Genomic DNA, 16,632 nt, shown 5'->3' on the forward strand with positions numbered 1-16,632 from the left:
CGGATGTTCGCCGTCAGCGTCATCTCCGCACGGGCCAACGACGGCGCCGCCTTGTACCGTTGAAACCATGAGCGATCTGCCCTTCGGCTTCTCCAGCCCCGACGACGACCCGGACCGGAAGAAGGATGCGGGTGGAGGTCAGGGCGGATCGTCCGGTCAGCCGTTCGGATTCGATCCGAGCGCGTTCGGCCTCGGCGGTGCCGGTGGCCCGGTCGGCGGCAACTTCAACCCTGCCGATCTCGGGCAGATGCTCACCCAGTTCGGGCAGATGCTCAGCGGCATGGGCAGCGCGATGGGCCAGGGCGGGCAGTCCGGTCCCGTCAACTACGAGGTCGCCAAGAAGCTGGCGCGTCAGCAGATCGGCACGGTCGCCCCGATCACCGAGGGCACGACGTCGGCGGTCACCGACGCCGCCCGCCTCGCGGAACTGTGGCTCGACGGTGCGACGACGCTGCCGGCCGGTGCGACCCGGACGCTGGCGTGGACGGCGAACGACTGGCTCGACGGCACCCTCGACACGTGGAAGCGGCTGTGCGACCCGGTGGCCCAGCAGGTGTCCGGCATGTGGGTGCAAGGTCTGCCCGAGGAGGCCCGCAGCATGATCGGCCCGATGGCCGGGATGCTCACCCAGATGGGTGGCCTGACGTTCGGCTCGCAGCTCGGGCAGGCGCTGGGGCAGCTGTCGAAGGAGGTCCTCACCTCCACCGACATCGGGCTGCCACTCGGCCCCGCCGGCACCGGCGCACTGCTGCCGGCCGCGATCGAGGCGTTCAGCGAGGGCCTCGAGCAGCCGCACCGCGAGGTGCTGGTATTCATCGCGGCCCGCGAGGCCGCCTACCAGCGGCTCTACAGTCACGTGCCGTGGCTGCGGCAGCGGCTGCTGTCGACGGTCGAAGACTACGCGCGCGGCATCAAGATGGATTTCTCGGCGATCGAGGAGGCCGCGCAGGGCCTGGATCCGTCGGCGCTGACAGACCCGTCGCAGATCGAGAAGATCCTGGCCCAGGGCGCGTTCGAACCGCAGACCACACCCGAACAGAAGCAGGCCCTCGAACGACTCGAGACGCTGCTCGCGCTCGTCGAGGGCTGGGTGGAGACCGTCGTGTCCGACGCTCTCGGTGACCGGCTGCCCGGTGCCGCCGCCCTGACCGAGACGCTGCGCCGCCGCCGCGCGACCGGCGGGCCGGCCGAGCAGACGTTCGCGACGCTCGTCGGTCTCGAACTGCGTCCCCGCAAGATCCGAGAGGCCGCGCAGCTGTGGCACCGCCTCACCACCGACACCGGTATGGACGCCCGCGACGGCGTCTGGGCGCACCCGGATCTGCTGCCCGACGCGAGCGACCTCGACAACCCGGCCGCGTTCGTCGACCGCATCCTCGGGGGCGGCACCACCGACACGTTCCACGACCCCATCGCGCAACTCGAGCAGATCGAGGCGCGCGAGCGGGAGGAGAAGAACCGAGAAGGCGGCGACCCCGAGAATCCCGAGAGCACCGACTCCTAACCGGTGGTGTCCCCTGCGCAGTCGGCCCGGTCCAGGTCGACGAGGTCCGGCTGCCGGGTGACCACCGAGTACGCCTCGAGGTATCCCACGGCCCGTTCCGTCCTCGGATAGCGGCGCACCTGCTGCCAGAAGCGGTCGTTGTGGCCGCCGGGAACGTACAGGTGCACGAGTTCGTGGACGAGAACGTAGTCCAGCACGTACGCCGGCACCGTCTGCAGCAGTTCGCTGACGCGGACGGTGCCGTCGTGCGGTGTGCACGACGCCCACCGGGTCCGCATCGGCGGCACCCAGCGCACCGACACCGGGCGGGCGGCCCCGTCGAGCCAGCGCTGCGACAGGCGCCGGGCCCGGTCGGCGAGGTCGATGTCGCCGCGTTCGGCGCGGGCGGCGGCCCGCCGGTCGGCGCGGTCGAGTTTGCCGATCATCTCGGCGACGAGGTCGTCCTCCGCCTGCTTCGACAGCCCGGTGGGCATGAGCACGATCACCTTGTCGCCTTCACGGCGGGCGCTGACGGTGCGCCGGCGGCGGGCGCTGCGCCGGATCTCCACGTCGGGGATTCCTGTCACGAGCGACCACGCTAACCCGCGAATTCTTCCTGGACGGTAAACCAGCAGGTCGAACCGGGTTTCGTCCTGTGGATAACCGGCCCGTCCGCCCCCGGTACGCGGTGTCGTGTCTGCGATCGTCGAACCATGACGCAGGCACCCGTGAGACGTCCCCACCGGCCCACCCTCGATCCGCGGCTGCCGCTGTTGGTCCGGCCGAGCGGCCTGGTCCAGATCGGGTGGGACCCGGACACCGCCCTGGTGCTCACCCCGCCGGCAGGGGTGGACGCGGACACCCTGGTGTCGGTGCTGGAGTTGCTCGACGGCCGCACCCCGCGGCCCACGATCGTGTGGCGGGCCGTCGAGCACGGGATCGCGGCCGCCGACATGTCGACATTGCTGAGCGAACTCGACGAGGCCGGGCTGCTGCGCCCCGAACCGGCTGCGACCGACCCCGATCGCAGCCCCCTGATCCGAGTCCACGGCCGGGGGCCGCTCGCCGACGCCGTCTCCGCCGGTCTGGCCCGGGCGTCGGTGCGGGTGACCCGGTCGACGCACGTCACCGCCGACACCGACGTCACGCGCTGGAACTGCCTGTGTGTCGTCCTCACGGACGATCTCGTCGCCGATCCGCGACTGGTGGACGCCCTGCTCGCTGCGGGTGTCCCGCATCTGCAGGTGCGACTGCGGGACGGTCGCGGCATCGTCGGACCGCTGGTGCTGCCGGGGCGCACGAGTTGCCTGCGGTGCGCGGATCTGACGCGCAGTGCCGTCGACGAGGAGTGGCCGCACGTGGCCGCGCAACTGCTGGGGCGGGTCGGGTATGCCGGGCCCGCCGCGGTGCTCGCGACGGCCGCGGTGGCGCTGGGGCAGCTCGAGAAGGTGCTGTCGGGGGTGGCCCATCCGGCACCGGCGACGCTGAACGCGACCCTCGAACTCGACCTCGACGAGCACCGGCTCGCGGTCCGGCCGTGGCCCCGCGATCCACGGTGTACCTGCTCACGCTTCTTGGACGAACCCGAGAATTTTCCGTCATGATGGTCAGGTGCCCGAGATTCCCCGCAGAAGCACCGCCCGCACCGCCAAGCTCGCGAGTATCCCGCTGGGGATCGCCGGCCGCGCGGCTGTGGGGTTCGGCCGGAAGCTGACCGGTGGCGACCGGGACACCATCGATGCCGAATTGGCCGCGAAGGCTGCCGAACAGTTGTTCACCGTCCTCGGGGAACTCAAGGGTGGCGCGATGAAGCTCGGCCAGGCGCTGTCCGTGATGGAGGCGGCGGTGCCGGAGGAGTTCGCGGAACCGTATCGCGAGGCCCTCACCAAGCTGCAGGCCGAGGCTCCGCCGCTGCCCGCCCGCCAGGTGCACCGGGTGCTCGACCAGCAACTCGGCACCCGGTGGCGGGAACGCTTCCGCGAGTTCGACGACTCCCCCACCGCGTCGGCGAGCATCGGGCAGGTGCACCGGGCGGTGTGGGCGGACGGCCGCGAGGTGGCCGTCAAGGTGCAGTACCCGGGAGCCGACGAGGCGCTGCGCGCGGACCTGAAGACACTGTCGCGGTTCGCGAACCTGTTCACGTCGATCATGCCCGGCACCGATGTCAAACCGGTCCTCGACGAACTGTCCGCCCGCACCGAGGAGGAACTCGACTACCGCATCGAAGCCGACAATCAACGGGCGTTCGCGACGGCGTTCGACGGAGACCCGAAGTTCGTGGTGCCGCGCGTCGTCGCGAGTGCCCCCAAGGTGGTGGTCACCGAGTGGATGTCGGCGACACCGCTGTCGGCGATCATCACCGACGGCACCGCCGAGCAACGGAACACCGCCGGCGCCCTGCTCGCGGAGTTCCATTTCGTGTCGCCCGCCGAAGTGGGCCTGCTGCACTGTGATCCGCATCCCGGTAACTTCATGCTTCTGGACGACGGACGTCTCGGCATCATCGACTTCGGGGCCTGCGCGCCGCTGCCGAACGGGTTCCCACCGGAGCTCGGCCGGATGGTGCGGCTCAGTCTCGAAGAACGATTCGACGAGCTCACCGAACTGTTGCGCACCAACGGTTTCGTGCTGCCCGGCCGCACCGTCACCGACGAGGAGATCGCCGACTATCTACGCCCGTTCACCGACCCCATCCAGACCGAATCGTTCCATTTCACCCGGGCCTGGCTGCAGCGGGCGGCCGGCACGGCCACCGATCTGCAGGGTTCCCATTTCCGGACGGCCCGCGCACTCAATCTGCCACCGCAGTACCTGATGATCTTCCGGGTACTCCTGGGTTCGGTGGGTATCTGCGCGCAACTCGACGCCGAAGCGCCCTACATGGGCATCCTCAGCGCCTGGCTGCCGGGCTTCACCGACGACGGCACCGTGGCCGAATGTCACACCGGTTCAGTCTGACCGAACGCATGTGACATTCGGCCACAGCGGGTGCTGTCAGGCACACACCAGGGCCGGGTCCTCCTGTGGCACGGGATGTTTCCGGGGCCGGCCGCGGGGCCTCTTGCGGGCGATGACGGCGCCCTGTTCGAGGATCTCGCCGCCCCACACTCCCCACGGTTCCGCACGGTCGAGGGCTGCGGTGAGGCACCGGGTCCGGATCGGGCAGCCCGCGCACAGCTGCTTGGCGCGTTCGAGGTCGGCGGGGGTGTCGGCGAACCACAGGTCGGGGTTGTTCCCGGTGCGGCAGGGCAGTTCCCGGCGTGCCGAGCGGACGGCTCCCAGCCCGTTGGACACGGTGTGGTTCACGTTCTGTACTCGGCATGTCACGGTAGACACGTCTTCTCCTCTGTTTCGTTCTCGGCGGGTGCCGGCTGTCGTGGGTTTCACGAACCGCGGATGGTGGCCGGGAGCGGTGAACGCTCGAAACACGAAGGCCACGGTTCGCTGGGTGCGATCCGTGGCCTGGGGAGGACGGGCGGAGTGTCTACCGAACGACGGTTCGGTGGCGGCTCCTGGCCACGGATTCGCGGGCTGCTGCTGCAATGACTGCTGCTGCGCGCGGACGGAGTGCGTACGGTGCTGCTGCTGCGACGCTCGCGGCGGCCGTGTGGGCCGCGGGGAGGGCGCATGCGAATGCGGGCACCGATGCACGTGCCGCTGCTGCGTTCACCACAGTCGCGTTCCAGTCGTTCATCGTTGCCACCTCCCTTTCATCTCGTCGTCGACAGGACATGCCGGCCGGGCCGGCTACCGCACACGAGTTTCCCCGTGGCATGCGATCCAGGTTATGGGACCTGATCGGACCGCACAAGTTATTTTCTACCTGCGGTTTCTCCGCCGCACAGCCGCATCCGTCGCCCGGCCGCGTGCCGGATACGCACGACGGCAGCTCACGGCAGGTCGAGAGTCGCCGCCGTCCGCTCCCCCCGCACAACTGCCAGGACCTCGGCACCGTACTGTTCGAGCTTCTTCGCACCGATCCCGGAGATCCCGGTCAGGGCCCGCTCGTCCCGGGGCTGTTGTTCGGCGATGGCCTGCAGCGTGTTGTCGGTGAACACCACGTAGGCGGGAACCTTCGCCTCGCGGGCCTTGTCCCGGCGCCATTCCTTGAGCGCCTCGAACAGTCCGGCGTCGAGGTCCGACGGGCAGTCCCGGCAGCGACCGAGGGTGGTCGAGGGGGCGTCCATGAGCGGTTTCCCGCACACCCGGCACCGGGCACGTTTCCGCGTCGACCGTTGCGGCTCCGCAATTTTCGACGCCGGGGAATCGTCGGGGATCAGGCCGTGCAGGAACCGGGAGCGGCGCCGCGACTTGCGTCCGCCCTCGTTGCGGGCCAGCGCCCACGACAGGGCGAGGTGTTCGCGGGCCCGGGTGACACCGACGTAGAGGAGGCGTCGCTCCTCCTCGATCCCGGCCTCGTCGCCGGGCGAGGTGGAGTCGCCGAGCACGTGCGCGATGGGCAGCGTGCCCTCGGTGAGCCCGACGAGGAACACCGCGTCCCATTCGAGGCCCTTCGCGGCGTGCAGCGACGCGAGCGTCACACCCTGCACGACGGGGGGATGCCGGGCCTCGGAGCGGGCGGCGAGTTCGGCGAGCAGCCCGCCGAGCGTCAGGTACTGGTCGTGGCCCAGCAGTTCCTCGGTGAGCGCGACGAGCGCGGTCAGCGAGGCCCACCGTTCCCGGGCCTGGGTGCCGGCCGGTTCCTCGTCGCCGAGGCCGAGCGGCGCCAGGACGGCCCGCACGAGCGTCACCAGGTTCTCGCCGGTGTCGGCACCGTCGGGGAGGTCGTCGCGGGCGGCGGCGCTGCGCAGCGCGGTGATCGCCTGCCGCACCTCCTGCCGGGTGAAGAAGCCCTCGCCGCCGCGCACCTGGTACGGGATACCGGCCTCGGTGAGCGCCTGCTCGTGCACCTCGGACTGGGCGTTGATGCGGTACAGGACCGCGATCTCGGCGGGGTCGACGCCACGGTCGATCAGTGCCCGGATCTGTTTCGCGACGGCCTTCGCCTCGGCCGGTTCGTCGTCGTACTCGGCGAACGTCGGTTCGGGGCCGGACGGGCGCTGCCCGATCAGTTTCAGGCGGGTGCCGGCGATGCGGCCGCGAGCGGCCCCGATGACCCGGTTGGCGAGCGACACCACCTCGGGCGTCGACCGGTAGTCGCGTTCGAGCCGGACGACGGAGGCGTCCGGGAAGCGCCGTGAGAAGTCGAGCAGATATTTCGGGGTGGCACCGGTGAACGAGTAGATGGTCTGGTTGGCGTCGCCGACGACGGTGAGGTCGTCGCGGTCCCCGAGCCACGCGTCGAGGACCCGCTGCTGCAGCGGCGTCACGTCCTGGTATTCGTCGACGACGAAGCAGCGGTAGCGGTCCCGGAACTCCTCGGCGACCGCCGGATGGTTCTCGAGGGACGCCGCGGTGTGCAGCAGCAGGTCGTCGAAGTCGAGGAGCATGCCGTCCGCACTGTTCTTCGCCTGCTCGTAGGCGGCGTAGACGGCAGCGACCTTCTCCGCGTCCGCCGGGACGTCGCGGCGGGTGCGGGCCGCGACGGCCGGATAGTCCTCGGGCGCCACGAGGGAGCCCTTGGCCCATTCGATCTCGCTCGCGAGGTCCCGGATGCTGTCGGTGGCGGTCGGCAGTCCGACCCGGCTCGCGGCCTGACCGACGAGCGGGAACTTGCGGTCGAGCAGCCGCCACTCGATGTCCCCGACGACCTGCGGCCAGAAGTACTTGAGTTGACGCATCGACGCGGAGTGGAACGTGCGGGCCTGCACCTGCGGTCCGCCCCCACCGATCCCCAGCGCACGCAACCGGCCCCGCATCTCCCCCGCCGCGCGGGCGGTGAACGTGACCGCCAGCACCTGTCCCGCCGACACGTGGCCGTTCGCGACGAGGTGCGCGATGCGCCGGGTGATGGTGCGGGTCTTGCCGGTTCCGGCGCCCGCGAGCACACACACCGGTCCGCGGGGTGCGAGCACCGCCGCCGACTGTTCCGGATCCAGTCCCTCGTCCTGCCCACCTGACATGCGGTCCATCCTGTCAGGCGCCACCGACAGCCGCCCGGTCGCGTTCGACCGCGATGGGAACATCGATGGGAACATCACAGCCCGGTCGTGGTGTTATTAGGCGCGTGACTACCGAAGCTCCCGCCCTGACCATGTACTCGACCACCTGGTGCGGCTACTGCCGACGCCTCAAGAAGCAGCTCGACGAGAACGGCATCACCTATGTCGTGGTCGACATCGAGGACGATCCGGCGGCCGCGGACTTCGTCGGCAGCGTCAACGGCGGCAACCACGTCGTTCCGACCGTGAAGTACGCCGACGGCAGCACCGCCACCAACCCGACCCTCTCCCAGGTCAAGCAGGCCCTCGGCCGATAGTCAGCCGGCGCTCGCCCAGGACTCGACCATGATCCGCGCGATCGAGATCGAGCCGGGCAGCAGCAGTTCGGCGTCCGACGACTCCCGCGTCCCCGACGCCCAGTCGCCGGCGTCGAGCGCCGCCCGCACCTGATCGCGGGTGAACCAGTGGGCCTCGGCGATCTCGCCGTCCGCGAACTCCAGTGCGGCGGCGGGGTCGCCGACCGCCGCGAACCCCAGCATCACCGACCGCGGGAACGGCCACGGCTGACTGCCCAGGTAGCGGATGTCGGTGACGTCGACTCCGACTTCCTCCCGGATCTCCCGGGCCACGCACGCCTCGAGTGATTCCCCGGCCTCGACGAACCCGGCGAGTACCGAGAACATCCGCGGCGGCCACGACGGCTGCCGCGCCAACAGGACCCGGTCGCCGCCGTCGTGGACGAGGCAGATGATCGCCGGATCGGTGCGCGGGAACTCCTCGTGCCCGGTGCTCGAGGAGATCCGGGACCACCCGGACATCGTCGGTTCGGTGGGGGCACCGTCCAGGGCACTGAACCCGGCGTGGTCGTGCCAGTTCAGCAGCGCGACGGCCGTCGTCAGCAGGCCGGCGCTCGCCTCGTCCAGCCGGTGCCCGATCATCCGCAGGTCCCCGAGTTCGCCGGTCAGTGCCGGAACCCGCACCGCCCACACGTGCAGCGGTCCGCGCACCCCCAGGAACACCGCCCCCGGCACCGGTGTGTCGCCCAGCTCCGTCGCCGGTTCGAGTACCAGGTCGCCGTCGGTGATCCGGACCTGACCGCGGCCGTTGACCCGCAACAGCACCGCGTCCGGCCACCCGGCGCGCAACGCGTCGGTGTCGGGGCGCAGATGTTCGGCCCGGTCGAGGGCGGCGCGGGACAGCAGGGGCAGGTCGGTCAGCACGAAATCGGTCATGGCCGGCGGCTCAGTTGCCGACGCGTCGGATGTAGAGCAGCAGATCGTCGGCTTCGACGGCGTCGACCTCCGGGGAGCCGACCCGCAACAGCCGGCCGTCGCGGACGACACCGAGCACGATGTCCGCCAGGTGCCGCGGCGATCCGCCGACCTCCTCCGGTTCGACCTCGCGTTCGGCGATCGCGAACCCGGCCTCCGGTGTGAGCAGGTCCTCGATCATCTCCACGACGCTCGGTGTGGTGCGGGCGATACCGAGGAGCCGGCCCGCGGTGTCGGAGGAGACGACGACGGAGTCGGCGCCGGACTGTCGCAGCAGGTGCGCGTTGTCGGTCTCTCGGATCGCGGCCGCGATCTTGGCGTTCGGCGCGATCTCTCGGGCGGTGAGCGTCACCAGGACGGCGGTGTCGTCGCGGTTCGCGGCGACGATGATCGAGGCCGCGTTCTGCACACCGGCCAGGCGCAGCACATCGGATTTGGTGGCCGACCCGTGCACGGTGACCAGGCCCAGGCTCGCCGCGGTCTCGAGCACATTGGAGTCGGTGTCGACGACGACGATGTCCGACGGGCTGATGCCGTCGCCGAGCATGGCGTCGATGGCGGTGCGGCCCTTGGTGCCGAATCCGACGACGACGGTGTGGTTGCGCACGCGGTGCCTCCAGCGCTGGATCTTGAATGCCTGCCGGGAACTCTCGGTGAGTGCCGAGAGTGTCGTACCGACCAGGACGATGAGGAAGAAGATGCGGAGCGGTGTGATGACCAGGACGTTGATCAACCGTGCTTCCGGGGTGATCGGGGTGACGTCGCCGTAGCCGGTGGTCGACAGCGACACCGTCGCGTAATAGATGCAGTCCAGCAGCGACAGCGGGTTGTCCTGCGCATCCTTGTAGCCGTCCCGGTCGATGTACACGACCACCACGGCCAGGGCGAGGGCCGCGATCGCGTACGACACCCGTCGCAGGATGGCCCGTGCCGGACTGGTCTGCAGTTCGGGAACCTTGAGGACGCCGACGAGCGCGAAGTCCGGGCGATCCGTCAGCGTGTCCGAATTCCGGAACCGCGCACTCAACCTACCGGGCATCCACTCGTCCCTGTCTTTTCGTCTCGCTACCGAACATCGGCTCGCAGCCTAACCGTGAATCCGGATTTCACGGAACGACACCCGCACCCCGGACGAGTGCCGCCAGCCGATCTCCGTCCGGCAGATCCGCGGGCGCGATGGTGCGTCCGGTCCGCACGTAGTGGAACGCGGCACGCACCCGGTCGAGTCGCGGCGCCGCCGGGCGTCCCGTGAGCTGTGTCTGCCGGGCTGCCACGAGTTCCGCCCACGCCAACCGGTAGGCCGCCAGCTGCATCACCACCGCCCGCTCGTTCTCGGCGGACGGTTCGGCACCGGTCTTCCAGTCGATGACGGTCCAGCCGCCGTCCGGGTCGGCGAACACCGCGTCGATCCGGCCGCGCAGCACCGTGCCCGCCACCGACGTCTCGAACGGCACCTCCACCTCCACCGGGTTCCGGTCCGCCCATGGGGACCGCAGGAACGCGTCCTGCAGCAGTGTCAGTTCCGGGTCGGCGCGCACGTCGGTGTCGGCGGCGCCGGGCAGCTCGTCGAAGTCGAGCAGCCGGGTGGCCCCGAACCGCTGCTCCACCCACGCGTGGAACGCGGTGCCGCGGCGCGCCAACGGGTTCGGCGGGTACGGCAGGGGCCGCCGCAGCCGTGCCGCCAGCGCGTCCGGGTCGGCGGCCAGGTCCACGAGCTGGCTCACCGACATCTGCCCCGGCAGCTCCACCTCCAGGGTCGATTTCCGTGAATGCCGTTCGGCCAGCAGCGCGTCCACGTCGGTGGCCCAGTTGTCGGGGTCGTCGTCCTCCGGCTCGCCGTCGGCGGCGTCCCCGGTGTCCGCGCCCAGTGCCGCGAGCGCCTCCCGCACCAGCTCCGCGCCGTGCACGACGTCGGCGCGCCGCTGCCCCAGCGGGTCCCGCGGCCAGGTCTCCTCGCGCGGTTCCGCGGTCAGGGGGTTCTCGGTGCCGGGTTCGGGGGCGGGCGCCCACTCGTCGATCACACCGAGCGGCGGACCGTCCCACGTCTCGACCAGCTCGTGCAGTTCGGTCAGGAACGGGGACGGCCCCTTCGGCGTCGGCGCCGACTCGGTCCAGTGGTGCCCGGAGGCGAACAGGGCCCGTTCGGTGCGGGTGAGTGCGACGTAGAACAGGCGTCGGTCCTCGTCGAGGCGGCGGGCGCCGAGCGCATCCTTGTGCACGTCGATCGCGTTCTCGAGGTCCTTGCGGTCGCACACGGTCCCGACGTCGAGCACGGGGACGCCGTCGGCCTGCTCACCGGGCCAGGCGCGGTCGCCACGCAGGGACGGCGGCAGTTCGGACGTCGACCCCAGCCATGTCGCCGACGCCTGTGTGGACGGGAACACCCCCGCCGTCAGGTGCGGGATCGCGACCACGTCCCATTCGAGGCCCTTCGCGGAATGCACGGTGAGGACCTGCACCCGATCCTCGGCGACGTCGACTTCGCCGGGGGCCAGCCCGTTCTCGATGTGCTCGGCCGCCGACAGGAACGCCAGCAGACCCGTCAGTGTCGCCGACGGCCGGCTCGCGTACCCGGAGACGACGTCGGCGAACGCGTCGAGGTGCTCGCGTCCGGCGACCCCGACATCGGACGCGACGGTCCGCGCCTGCGCCTCGATGCCGATGCCGATGACCCGTTCGACCTCGAAGACGAGCTCGGTGAGCGGTTGACCGAGCCGTTCGCGCAGCGAGGCGAGTTCCGCCGCGAGCGCGTGGATCCGGACGTACCCGGATTCCGAATAGCGGTGGGCGGGGCCGGGATCGTGGAGGGCGTCGGCCAGGCCGGCCTGCTCGGCGTGCTCACCGGGCAGCGCACTGCCGAGGGCCTCGTCGAGGGCCGCCGGGTCGGTGACCGCCCCGGCGGTGCCGTACCCGGAGCGGATGCCGAGTTCACCGGCCCGCTGCCACAGGGCCCGCAGGTCGGCGGCACCGATCTGCCAGCGGGCGCCGGTGAGCACCCGGACCGCGGCGCTGCCGGCCATCGGGTCGGCGACCAGGCGCAGCATCGCGACCACGTCGGCGACCTCCGGGGTGTGCAGCAGGCCGCCGAGACCGACCACTTCGACGGGCAGGCCGCGGGATCGCAACTCCTCGGCGATGGGGGCGGCGTCGGCGTTGCGTCGCACGAGAACCGCTGCGGTGGGCGGTTTTCCGTCCTCGCCGCGTCTCGTCTCGTACTGTTCGGCGATCCGGTCGGCCACCCAGGCGCGTTCGGCGGCGACGGTGTCGAGCAGGGCGAGACGCACGTCGCCGGGCTCGGGGTCGGGGCGCGGCGCCAGCGTGCCGACCTCCACGCCCCGGTCGCGGAGCGGATCGGCCACCAGGTTCGCCAGCACCAGCGCCTCGGGGGGGTTGCGCCAGCTGGTGAGCAGTTCGAGGGTCGGGGCGGGCCGGCCGTCGGCCAGCGGGAAATCGGTGGCGAACCGCGGCAGGTTCGCAGCCGACGCACCACGCCACCCGTAGATCGACTGCATCGGATCGCCGACCGCGGTCACCGCGAGCCCGGCACCCGCGCTGTCGCCGCCGAACAGCGACGACAGCAGCACCCGCTGCGAATGCCCGGTGTCCTGGTATTCGTCGAGCAGCACCACCCGGAACCGTTGCCGCTCACTGCGTCCCACCTCCGGATGTTCGGACGCGACGCGTGCCGCGAGCGACATCTGGCTGCCGTAGTCGAGGGCACCTTCGCGGTGCAGGGTGTCGGTGAGCCGCTGCACGAGCGGCAGCAGGTCGAGTCGTTCGTGCTGCGCCGCGACGATGTCGAGAAGTTTCTTGGGCGGGTCGGCCTTCTGCCGGGGGCCCGGCGGCAGGGTGTGGACGAGCTTCTCGAACTCGACGTGCGCGGACCGCAGATCGTCGGGGTCGACGAGGTGTTCGGCGAGCTGACCGGCCAGCGCCAGCACCGACTCGGTGAGCGACGCCGGGCTGCGGTCGGTGTCCAGGTCGCCGTCCCAGGCACTGACGACGCGGAACGCGAGCTGCCACAGTTCGGTCTCCGACAGCAGGGTCGCGGACGGTTCGATGGGCAGCAGCAGTCCGTGTTCGGTGAGGAGTCGTCCGGCGTACGCGTGGTACGTGCTCACCTCGGCGTCGCTGGAGAGGATCCGGGACCGCAGGCCGCCGCTCGGATCCAGGTCGTCGACCAGCGGGGATCCGGCCAGCGTCCGGAGCCGCTGCCGGATCCGTTTCGTCAGCTGCTGCGCGGCCTTGCGGGTGAACGTGAGGCCGAGGACCTGTTCCGGCTCGACGATGCCGTTCGCGACGAGCCACACGACCCGCGCCGCCATCGTCTCGGTCTTGCCGGCACCGGCACCGGCCACGACGAGCGTCGGAGCCATCGGGGCCTCGATGACCGCGGCCTGTTCGGGGGTCGGCGGATGCTGCCCGAGTGCACGCGCCAGTGTCACCGAGCCGACGACGGGACGTGACCGGGGTGCGCTCATCGGGACGTCACCTGCCGTCCCTCGTCGTGTGCCGGGCAGCTCGACAGCACCGGGCAGTGCCGGCAGCTGTCGTTGATCCGGGCGGCGAACGTCGGGCCCTGTGTCGCGGCCGCGGCCGCGTGGATCGTCGTCTCCCACAGGTCCAGTCCCTCGTCGTCGAGGGCGAGTTGCTCACGTTGCGTCGCCCCGTCCTTGTTGTGCGGTCTTGCGACGAACACGAGCCGCGCCCCGCCCGGTTCGGTGGCGGGCTGCCCGTCGACGAGCCCGTGCGCGGCCGCCACCTGGTAGGCGGCGAGCTGCGCGTGCTGCTGCGCCTGGTCCTTGGTGACGGCGTTCCGTGCGGTCTTGACGTCGATGATCACCGGACGGCCCTCGGCGTCACGTTCGAGCCGGTCGATACGGCCCTTGATGCGCACCGGCGGGTCGTTCTCGTCGCGGGGTTCGAGGAGGCCGTCGACGGTCACCTCGACCCCGATCTCGGTGAGTTCGGAGCGGCTGCGGCGCAGCCAGTTCGCGAATGCGTCGAGCATGCCGCGGGTGCGTTCGAGTTCGCGTCGCGCATACCAGTCCGAGCCGAGGTCGACGGCGTCCCACGCGGTTTCGAGGGCGTGGTTCACCCGGTCCGGCGGGATGTTCCCGGCGAGGGCCTGCACCAGTGTGTGCACGAGGGTGCCGGCGATCGCGTGGGTGTTGTCGCCGTCGCTGCCGCCGTGCCGTTCGAGCATCCAGCGCAGCGGGCAGTTGGTGATCAGTTCGATCGTCGACGGCGACATCGGCACCGGGCCGTCCGCCGTCTCCCACAACGGTTCGGACGAACTCGGGTCCGCGAGGCCGTACCAGCTGTCCGGGTGGGCGCCACGGACACCGGCGTCGGCCAGTCGGGCGAGCTGGTGGGCGGCCCGGCGCTGCCGGTCCGGGTCGGTTGCCGCGATACCCGGATCGCACACGACGCTGCGCAGTTCGGCGACCAGTGTCGGCATGGCCAGTACCCGCGGATCCGGTTGCAGTGCAGTGTCTTCCGTATCGTCGTCGGCGCCGTTGTCGGTACCGAGCAGTTCGTCGACGAACCGGGACGGCATCAGTTCCTCGTCGCTGCCCGCCGCGTCGACGGCGGTGATCAGCAGCGACGACCGGGCCCGGCTGCACGCCACGTGGAACAGTCTCCGTTCCTCCGCGAGCAGTGGGGCCGTCCGGGACAGGTACGCGGTCGGCGACGCCGGATCCGGTTCCGCCGCACCGCTGGTGAGGTCGATCAGCGCCTCGACTCCCAGCAGGGTGCCACGCGCGCCGAGACTCGGCCACAGTCCTTCCTGCACGCCGGCGACCGCGACGACCTGCCACTGTCGTCCCGCGGCCGAGTGCGCGCTGAGGATCGTGACCGTGTCCTGCGGGGCGACCGTCCGGGCCCGCGGGCTGCCGGGGATCTCCTGTGAGACGAGGTAGTCGACGAAACCGGCCAGTTGGGCGCGGGGCAGCCGGTCGACGTAGTCGGCGGCCTGGTCGAACAGCGCGACGACCGCGTCCAGGTCGCGGTCGGCCTGGGCGCCGATCGGCCCGCCGAACGCGGATGCCGCGGCCCAGCGTTTCTCGAGGCCCGTCGCCTGCCACGCCGCCCACAGCACCTCTTCGATCCCGCGGCCGCGGTCCAGTGGGATCCGGGCCCGGCGCAGCACCTTCAGGACCCGGCGCAGCGACAGGGATTCGACGTCGGTGAGGCCCGGCAGCAGGTGCGCGAGGCCGTCCGCGTCGGGTCCGTCGACGATGATCGCGCGCAGCAGTTCGGCGGAGTCCCGGTCGCCGCCGGACGCCAGTTCGACGCGGCGCAGGCCGCGGCGCAGCCGGCGCAGGCTCACCGGTTCGGCGCCGCCGACAGGCCCCGACAGCAACGCGAGCGCGTCCTCTCCGGTGAACTCGCCGCCCGACAGTGCCTGCAGGACCGCGAGCAGCCCGGCGACGCCGTGCCGGCGGGCCAGCGGCAGTTCGCTCGCGGCGGTGGTGACGGGCACCCCGGCGGCGAGCAGTGCGCGGCGCAGGGGCGGCAGCACCCGCGGCACCGACCGCGCGACGATCGCCATCTGCGACCACGGCACGCCGTCGATCAGGTGCGCGCGGCGCAGGGTGTCGGCGATCAGGGCGGCCTCCTTGGCGGGGGTGGTCACCACCCGCACCGCGACCCGGCCGGGTGCGCCGTCGTCGGTGACCGGGGCGGCGAGCCCGCGGTGCGGCGGCCGGCCGGGCAGCAGCGACGCGATCTTCGCGGCGACGGCCGCCACATCGGGTGCCGACCGGTAGCCGGTGTCGAGGAGCACCTGCGCCGGGCTGTCCTTCTCCGCGAGATCGGTGAGGAAGCGGGGGTCGGCGCCGCGGAACGCGAAGATCGACTGGTCCGGGTCTCCTGCGACGGCGGTGGTGTCGGTGCCGGTGCCGATCAGCCGCACCAGTTGCGCGGCCTGCGGGTCGAGGTGCTGGGCGTCGTCGACGAGCAGGTGCCGGATCCGGTGGCGTTCCCGCTGCAACAGGCCGGAATCGGTGGCCAGCGCGGTGAGTGCCGCACTGATCAGCTCGGCGGCGTCGAGGGCCGGTGCGGTGGCCTCGGGTGCCTCGACACCGACCGAGCCGCGCAGCAGCATGCCCTGCTCGTAGGTGGTGGCGAAGCGACCGGCCGCCACCCATTCCGGGCGGTTGTGGCGCTCCCCGAGGTCGATCAGGTCTTCCGGCCCGAGTCCGCGTTCGGCCGCTCGGAGCATGAGGTTGCGCAGTTCCACCGCGAACCCGGTGGTGCCGAGGGCGGGGCGCAGTCGCGGCGGCCAGTACTCGGCGCCGTCCTCGATGTCGCCGCGCAGCAGTTCCCGCAGCACCGTGTCCTGTTCGGCACCGGTGATGAGCCGTGGCGGCGGGTTACCGTGGGTGGCGGCCTGCAGGCGCAGCACCGCGAACGCGTACGAGTGGACGGTGCGGACGAGCGGTTCCCGCGTCGCCCACGGACGCTCGTCCGACGCCGGGTCCGCGGCAGCCAGCAGGCCCTCCGTGATCTGTGCGCGGATCGCGGTGGACGCCCGCCGCGACTGGGTCAGCACGAGTACCGATTCGGGGTCGGTACCGGCGAGGATGCGGGCGACGGCGGCGTCGACGAGCAGCGACGTCTTCCCGGTGCCGGGGCCGCCGAGGATCTGCCACGGATGCCAGTCGCGCCCGGGTGGGGCGCCGGCGAGGACCCGCGCCGGACCGGCCGGCCACGTGCGGGACACGGCCGGTGCCGCGACCCGGCCGACGAGCCGCGCCGACGGAACCGTCGTCCTGCTGGATGCCCCCGTCTCGGTCATGCCTGGCATCTC

General features: G+C 71.4%; 11 protein-coding genes. 4 read left to right on the top strand and 7 right to left on the bottom strand.

Annotated features, from left to right (window positions below):
* Nucleotides 1-67 precede the first annotated feature (67 nt).
* Nucleotides 68-1,504, top strand: coding sequence for a zinc-dependent metalloprotease (locus Q5696_RS15090; protein WP_305092121.1), 1,437 nt, complete (start codon nucleotides 68-70; stop codon nucleotides 1,502-1,504).
* On the opposite strand, the gene Q5696_RS15095 is transcribed toward Q5696_RS15090, so the two are convergent.
* Complete coding sequence (locus Q5696_RS15095; protein WP_305092122.1) at nucleotides 1,501-2,070, bottom strand: M48 metallopeptidase family protein; 570 nt, start codon at nucleotides 2,068-2,070, stop codon at nucleotides 1,501-1,503. The two genes, Q5696_RS15090 and Q5696_RS15095, sit on opposite strands and share 4 nt — an antisense overlap.
* A 126-nt stretch (nucleotides 2,071-2,196) precedes the next feature.
* On the opposite strand from Q5696_RS15095, the gene Q5696_RS15100 reads away from it, so the two are divergent.
* On the top strand, nucleotides 2,197-3,087 hold the full coding sequence (locus tag Q5696_RS15100) for a bacteriocin biosynthesis cyclodehydratase domain-containing protein (RefSeq protein ID WP_305092123.1): 891 nt from the start codon (nucleotides 2,197-2,199) through the stop codon (nucleotides 3,085-3,087).
* Between the two features lie 7 nt (nucleotides 3,088-3,094).
* A complete protein-coding gene (locus tag Q5696_RS15105) occupies nucleotides 3,095-4,441 on the top strand; it encodes an ABC1 kinase family protein (protein WP_305092124.1) in 1,347 nt (448 codons plus the stop codon).
* Nucleotides 4,442-4,477: 36 nt separating this feature from the next.
* On the opposite strand, the gene Q5696_RS15110 is transcribed toward Q5696_RS15105, so the two are convergent.
* Together Q5696_RS15110 and Q5696_RS15115 are read right to left on the bottom strand one after the other, a co-directional pair.
* Nucleotides 4,478-4,777, bottom strand: a complete 300-nt coding sequence (locus tag Q5696_RS15110) for a WhiB family transcriptional regulator (RefSeq protein ID WP_370654939.1) — start codon at nucleotides 4,775-4,777, stop codon at nucleotides 4,478-4,480.
* 596 nt (nucleotides 4,778-5,373) lie between these two features.
* Entirely contained in the window at nucleotides 5,374-7,506 is a 2,133-nt protein-coding gene (locus tag Q5696_RS15115; RefSeq protein WP_305092125.1) for an ATP-dependent DNA helicase UvrD2, read from the bottom strand.
* A gap of 131 nt (nucleotides 7,507-7,637) precedes the next feature.
* Between Q5696_RS15115 and Q5696_RS15120 the strand changes: the two genes are divergently transcribed.
* Complete coding sequence (locus Q5696_RS15120; RefSeq protein WP_370654940.1) at nucleotides 7,638-7,862, top strand: mycoredoxin; 225 nt, start codon at nucleotides 7,638-7,640, stop codon at nucleotides 7,860-7,862.
* Here Q5696_RS15120 and nudC read toward each other — a convergent pair whose 3' ends face one another.
* The 4 genes from nudC to Q5696_RS15140 form a co-directional block, all read right to left on the bottom strand.
* Nucleotides 7,863-8,777, bottom strand: a complete 915-nt coding sequence (gene nudC, locus Q5696_RS15125) for an NAD(+) diphosphatase (RefSeq protein ID WP_305092127.1) — start codon at nucleotides 8,775-8,777, stop codon at nucleotides 7,863-7,865. It abuts the gene before it with no gap.
* A gap of 10 nt (nucleotides 8,778-8,787) precedes the next feature.
* On the bottom strand, nucleotides 8,788-9,855 hold the full coding sequence (locus Q5696_RS15130; RefSeq protein WP_305092128.1) for a potassium channel family protein: 1,068 nt from the start codon (nucleotides 9,853-9,855) through the stop codon (nucleotides 8,788-8,790).
* A 67-nt stretch (nucleotides 9,856-9,922) separates the two neighbouring features.
* Nucleotides 9,923-13,297 (bottom strand): ATP-dependent helicase, encoded by a 3,375-nt coding sequence (locus Q5696_RS15135; RefSeq protein WP_305092129.1) that lies wholly within the window; start codon nucleotides 13,295-13,297, stop codon nucleotides 9,923-9,925.
* Nucleotides 13,294-16,620: an ATP-dependent helicase gene (locus Q5696_RS15140; RefSeq protein ID WP_305092130.1), complete on the bottom strand. Its 3,327-nt coding sequence runs from the start codon at nucleotides 16,618-16,620 to the stop codon at nucleotides 13,294-13,296. Before Q5696_RS15140 ends, Q5696_RS15135 begins: the two co-directional genes overlap by 4 nt.
* Nucleotides 16,621-16,632 lie beyond the last annotated feature (12 nt).

Source organism: Prescottella sp. R16 (genome assembly GCF_030656875.1).
In the GTDB taxonomy this organism is placed as follows: domain Bacteria; phylum Actinomycetota; class Actinomycetes; order Mycobacteriales; family Mycobacteriaceae; genus Prescottella.

What these genes read in the sequence shown, in the direction of transcription:
- Q5696_RS15090 (WP_305092121.1), top strand. Translation starts at nt 68, where the DNA reads ATGAGCGATCTGCCCTTCGGCTTCTCCAGCCCCGACGACGACCCGGAC.
- Q5696_RS15100 (WP_305092123.1), top strand. Translation starts at nt 2,197, where the DNA reads ATGACGCAGGCACCCGTGAGACGTCCCCACCGGCCCACCCTCGATCCG.
- Q5696_RS15115 (WP_305092125.1), bottom strand. Translation starts at nt 7,506, where the DNA reads ATGTCAGGTGGGCAGGACGAGGGACTGGATCCGGAACAGTCGGCGGCG.
- Q5696_RS15120 (WP_370654940.1), top strand. Translation starts at nt 7,638, where the DNA reads ATGTACTCGACCACCTGGTGCGGCTACTGCCGACGCCTCAAGAAGCAG.
- nudC (WP_305092127.1), bottom strand. Translation starts at nt 8,777, where the DNA reads ATGACCGATTTCGTGCTGACCGACCTGCCCCTGCTGTCCCGCGCCGCC.
- Q5696_RS15130 (WP_305092128.1), bottom strand. Translation starts at nt 9,855, where the DNA reads ATGCCCGGTAGGTTGAGTGCGCGGTTCCGGAATTCGGACACGCTGACG.
- Q5696_RS15135 (WP_305092129.1), bottom strand. Translation starts at nt 13,297, where the DNA reads ATGAGCGCACCCCGGTCACGTCCCGTCGTCGGCTCGGTGACACTGGCG.
- Q5696_RS15140 (WP_305092130.1), bottom strand. Translation starts at nt 16,620, where the DNA reads ATGACCGAGACGGGGGCATCCAGCAGGACGACGGTTCCGTCGGCGCGG.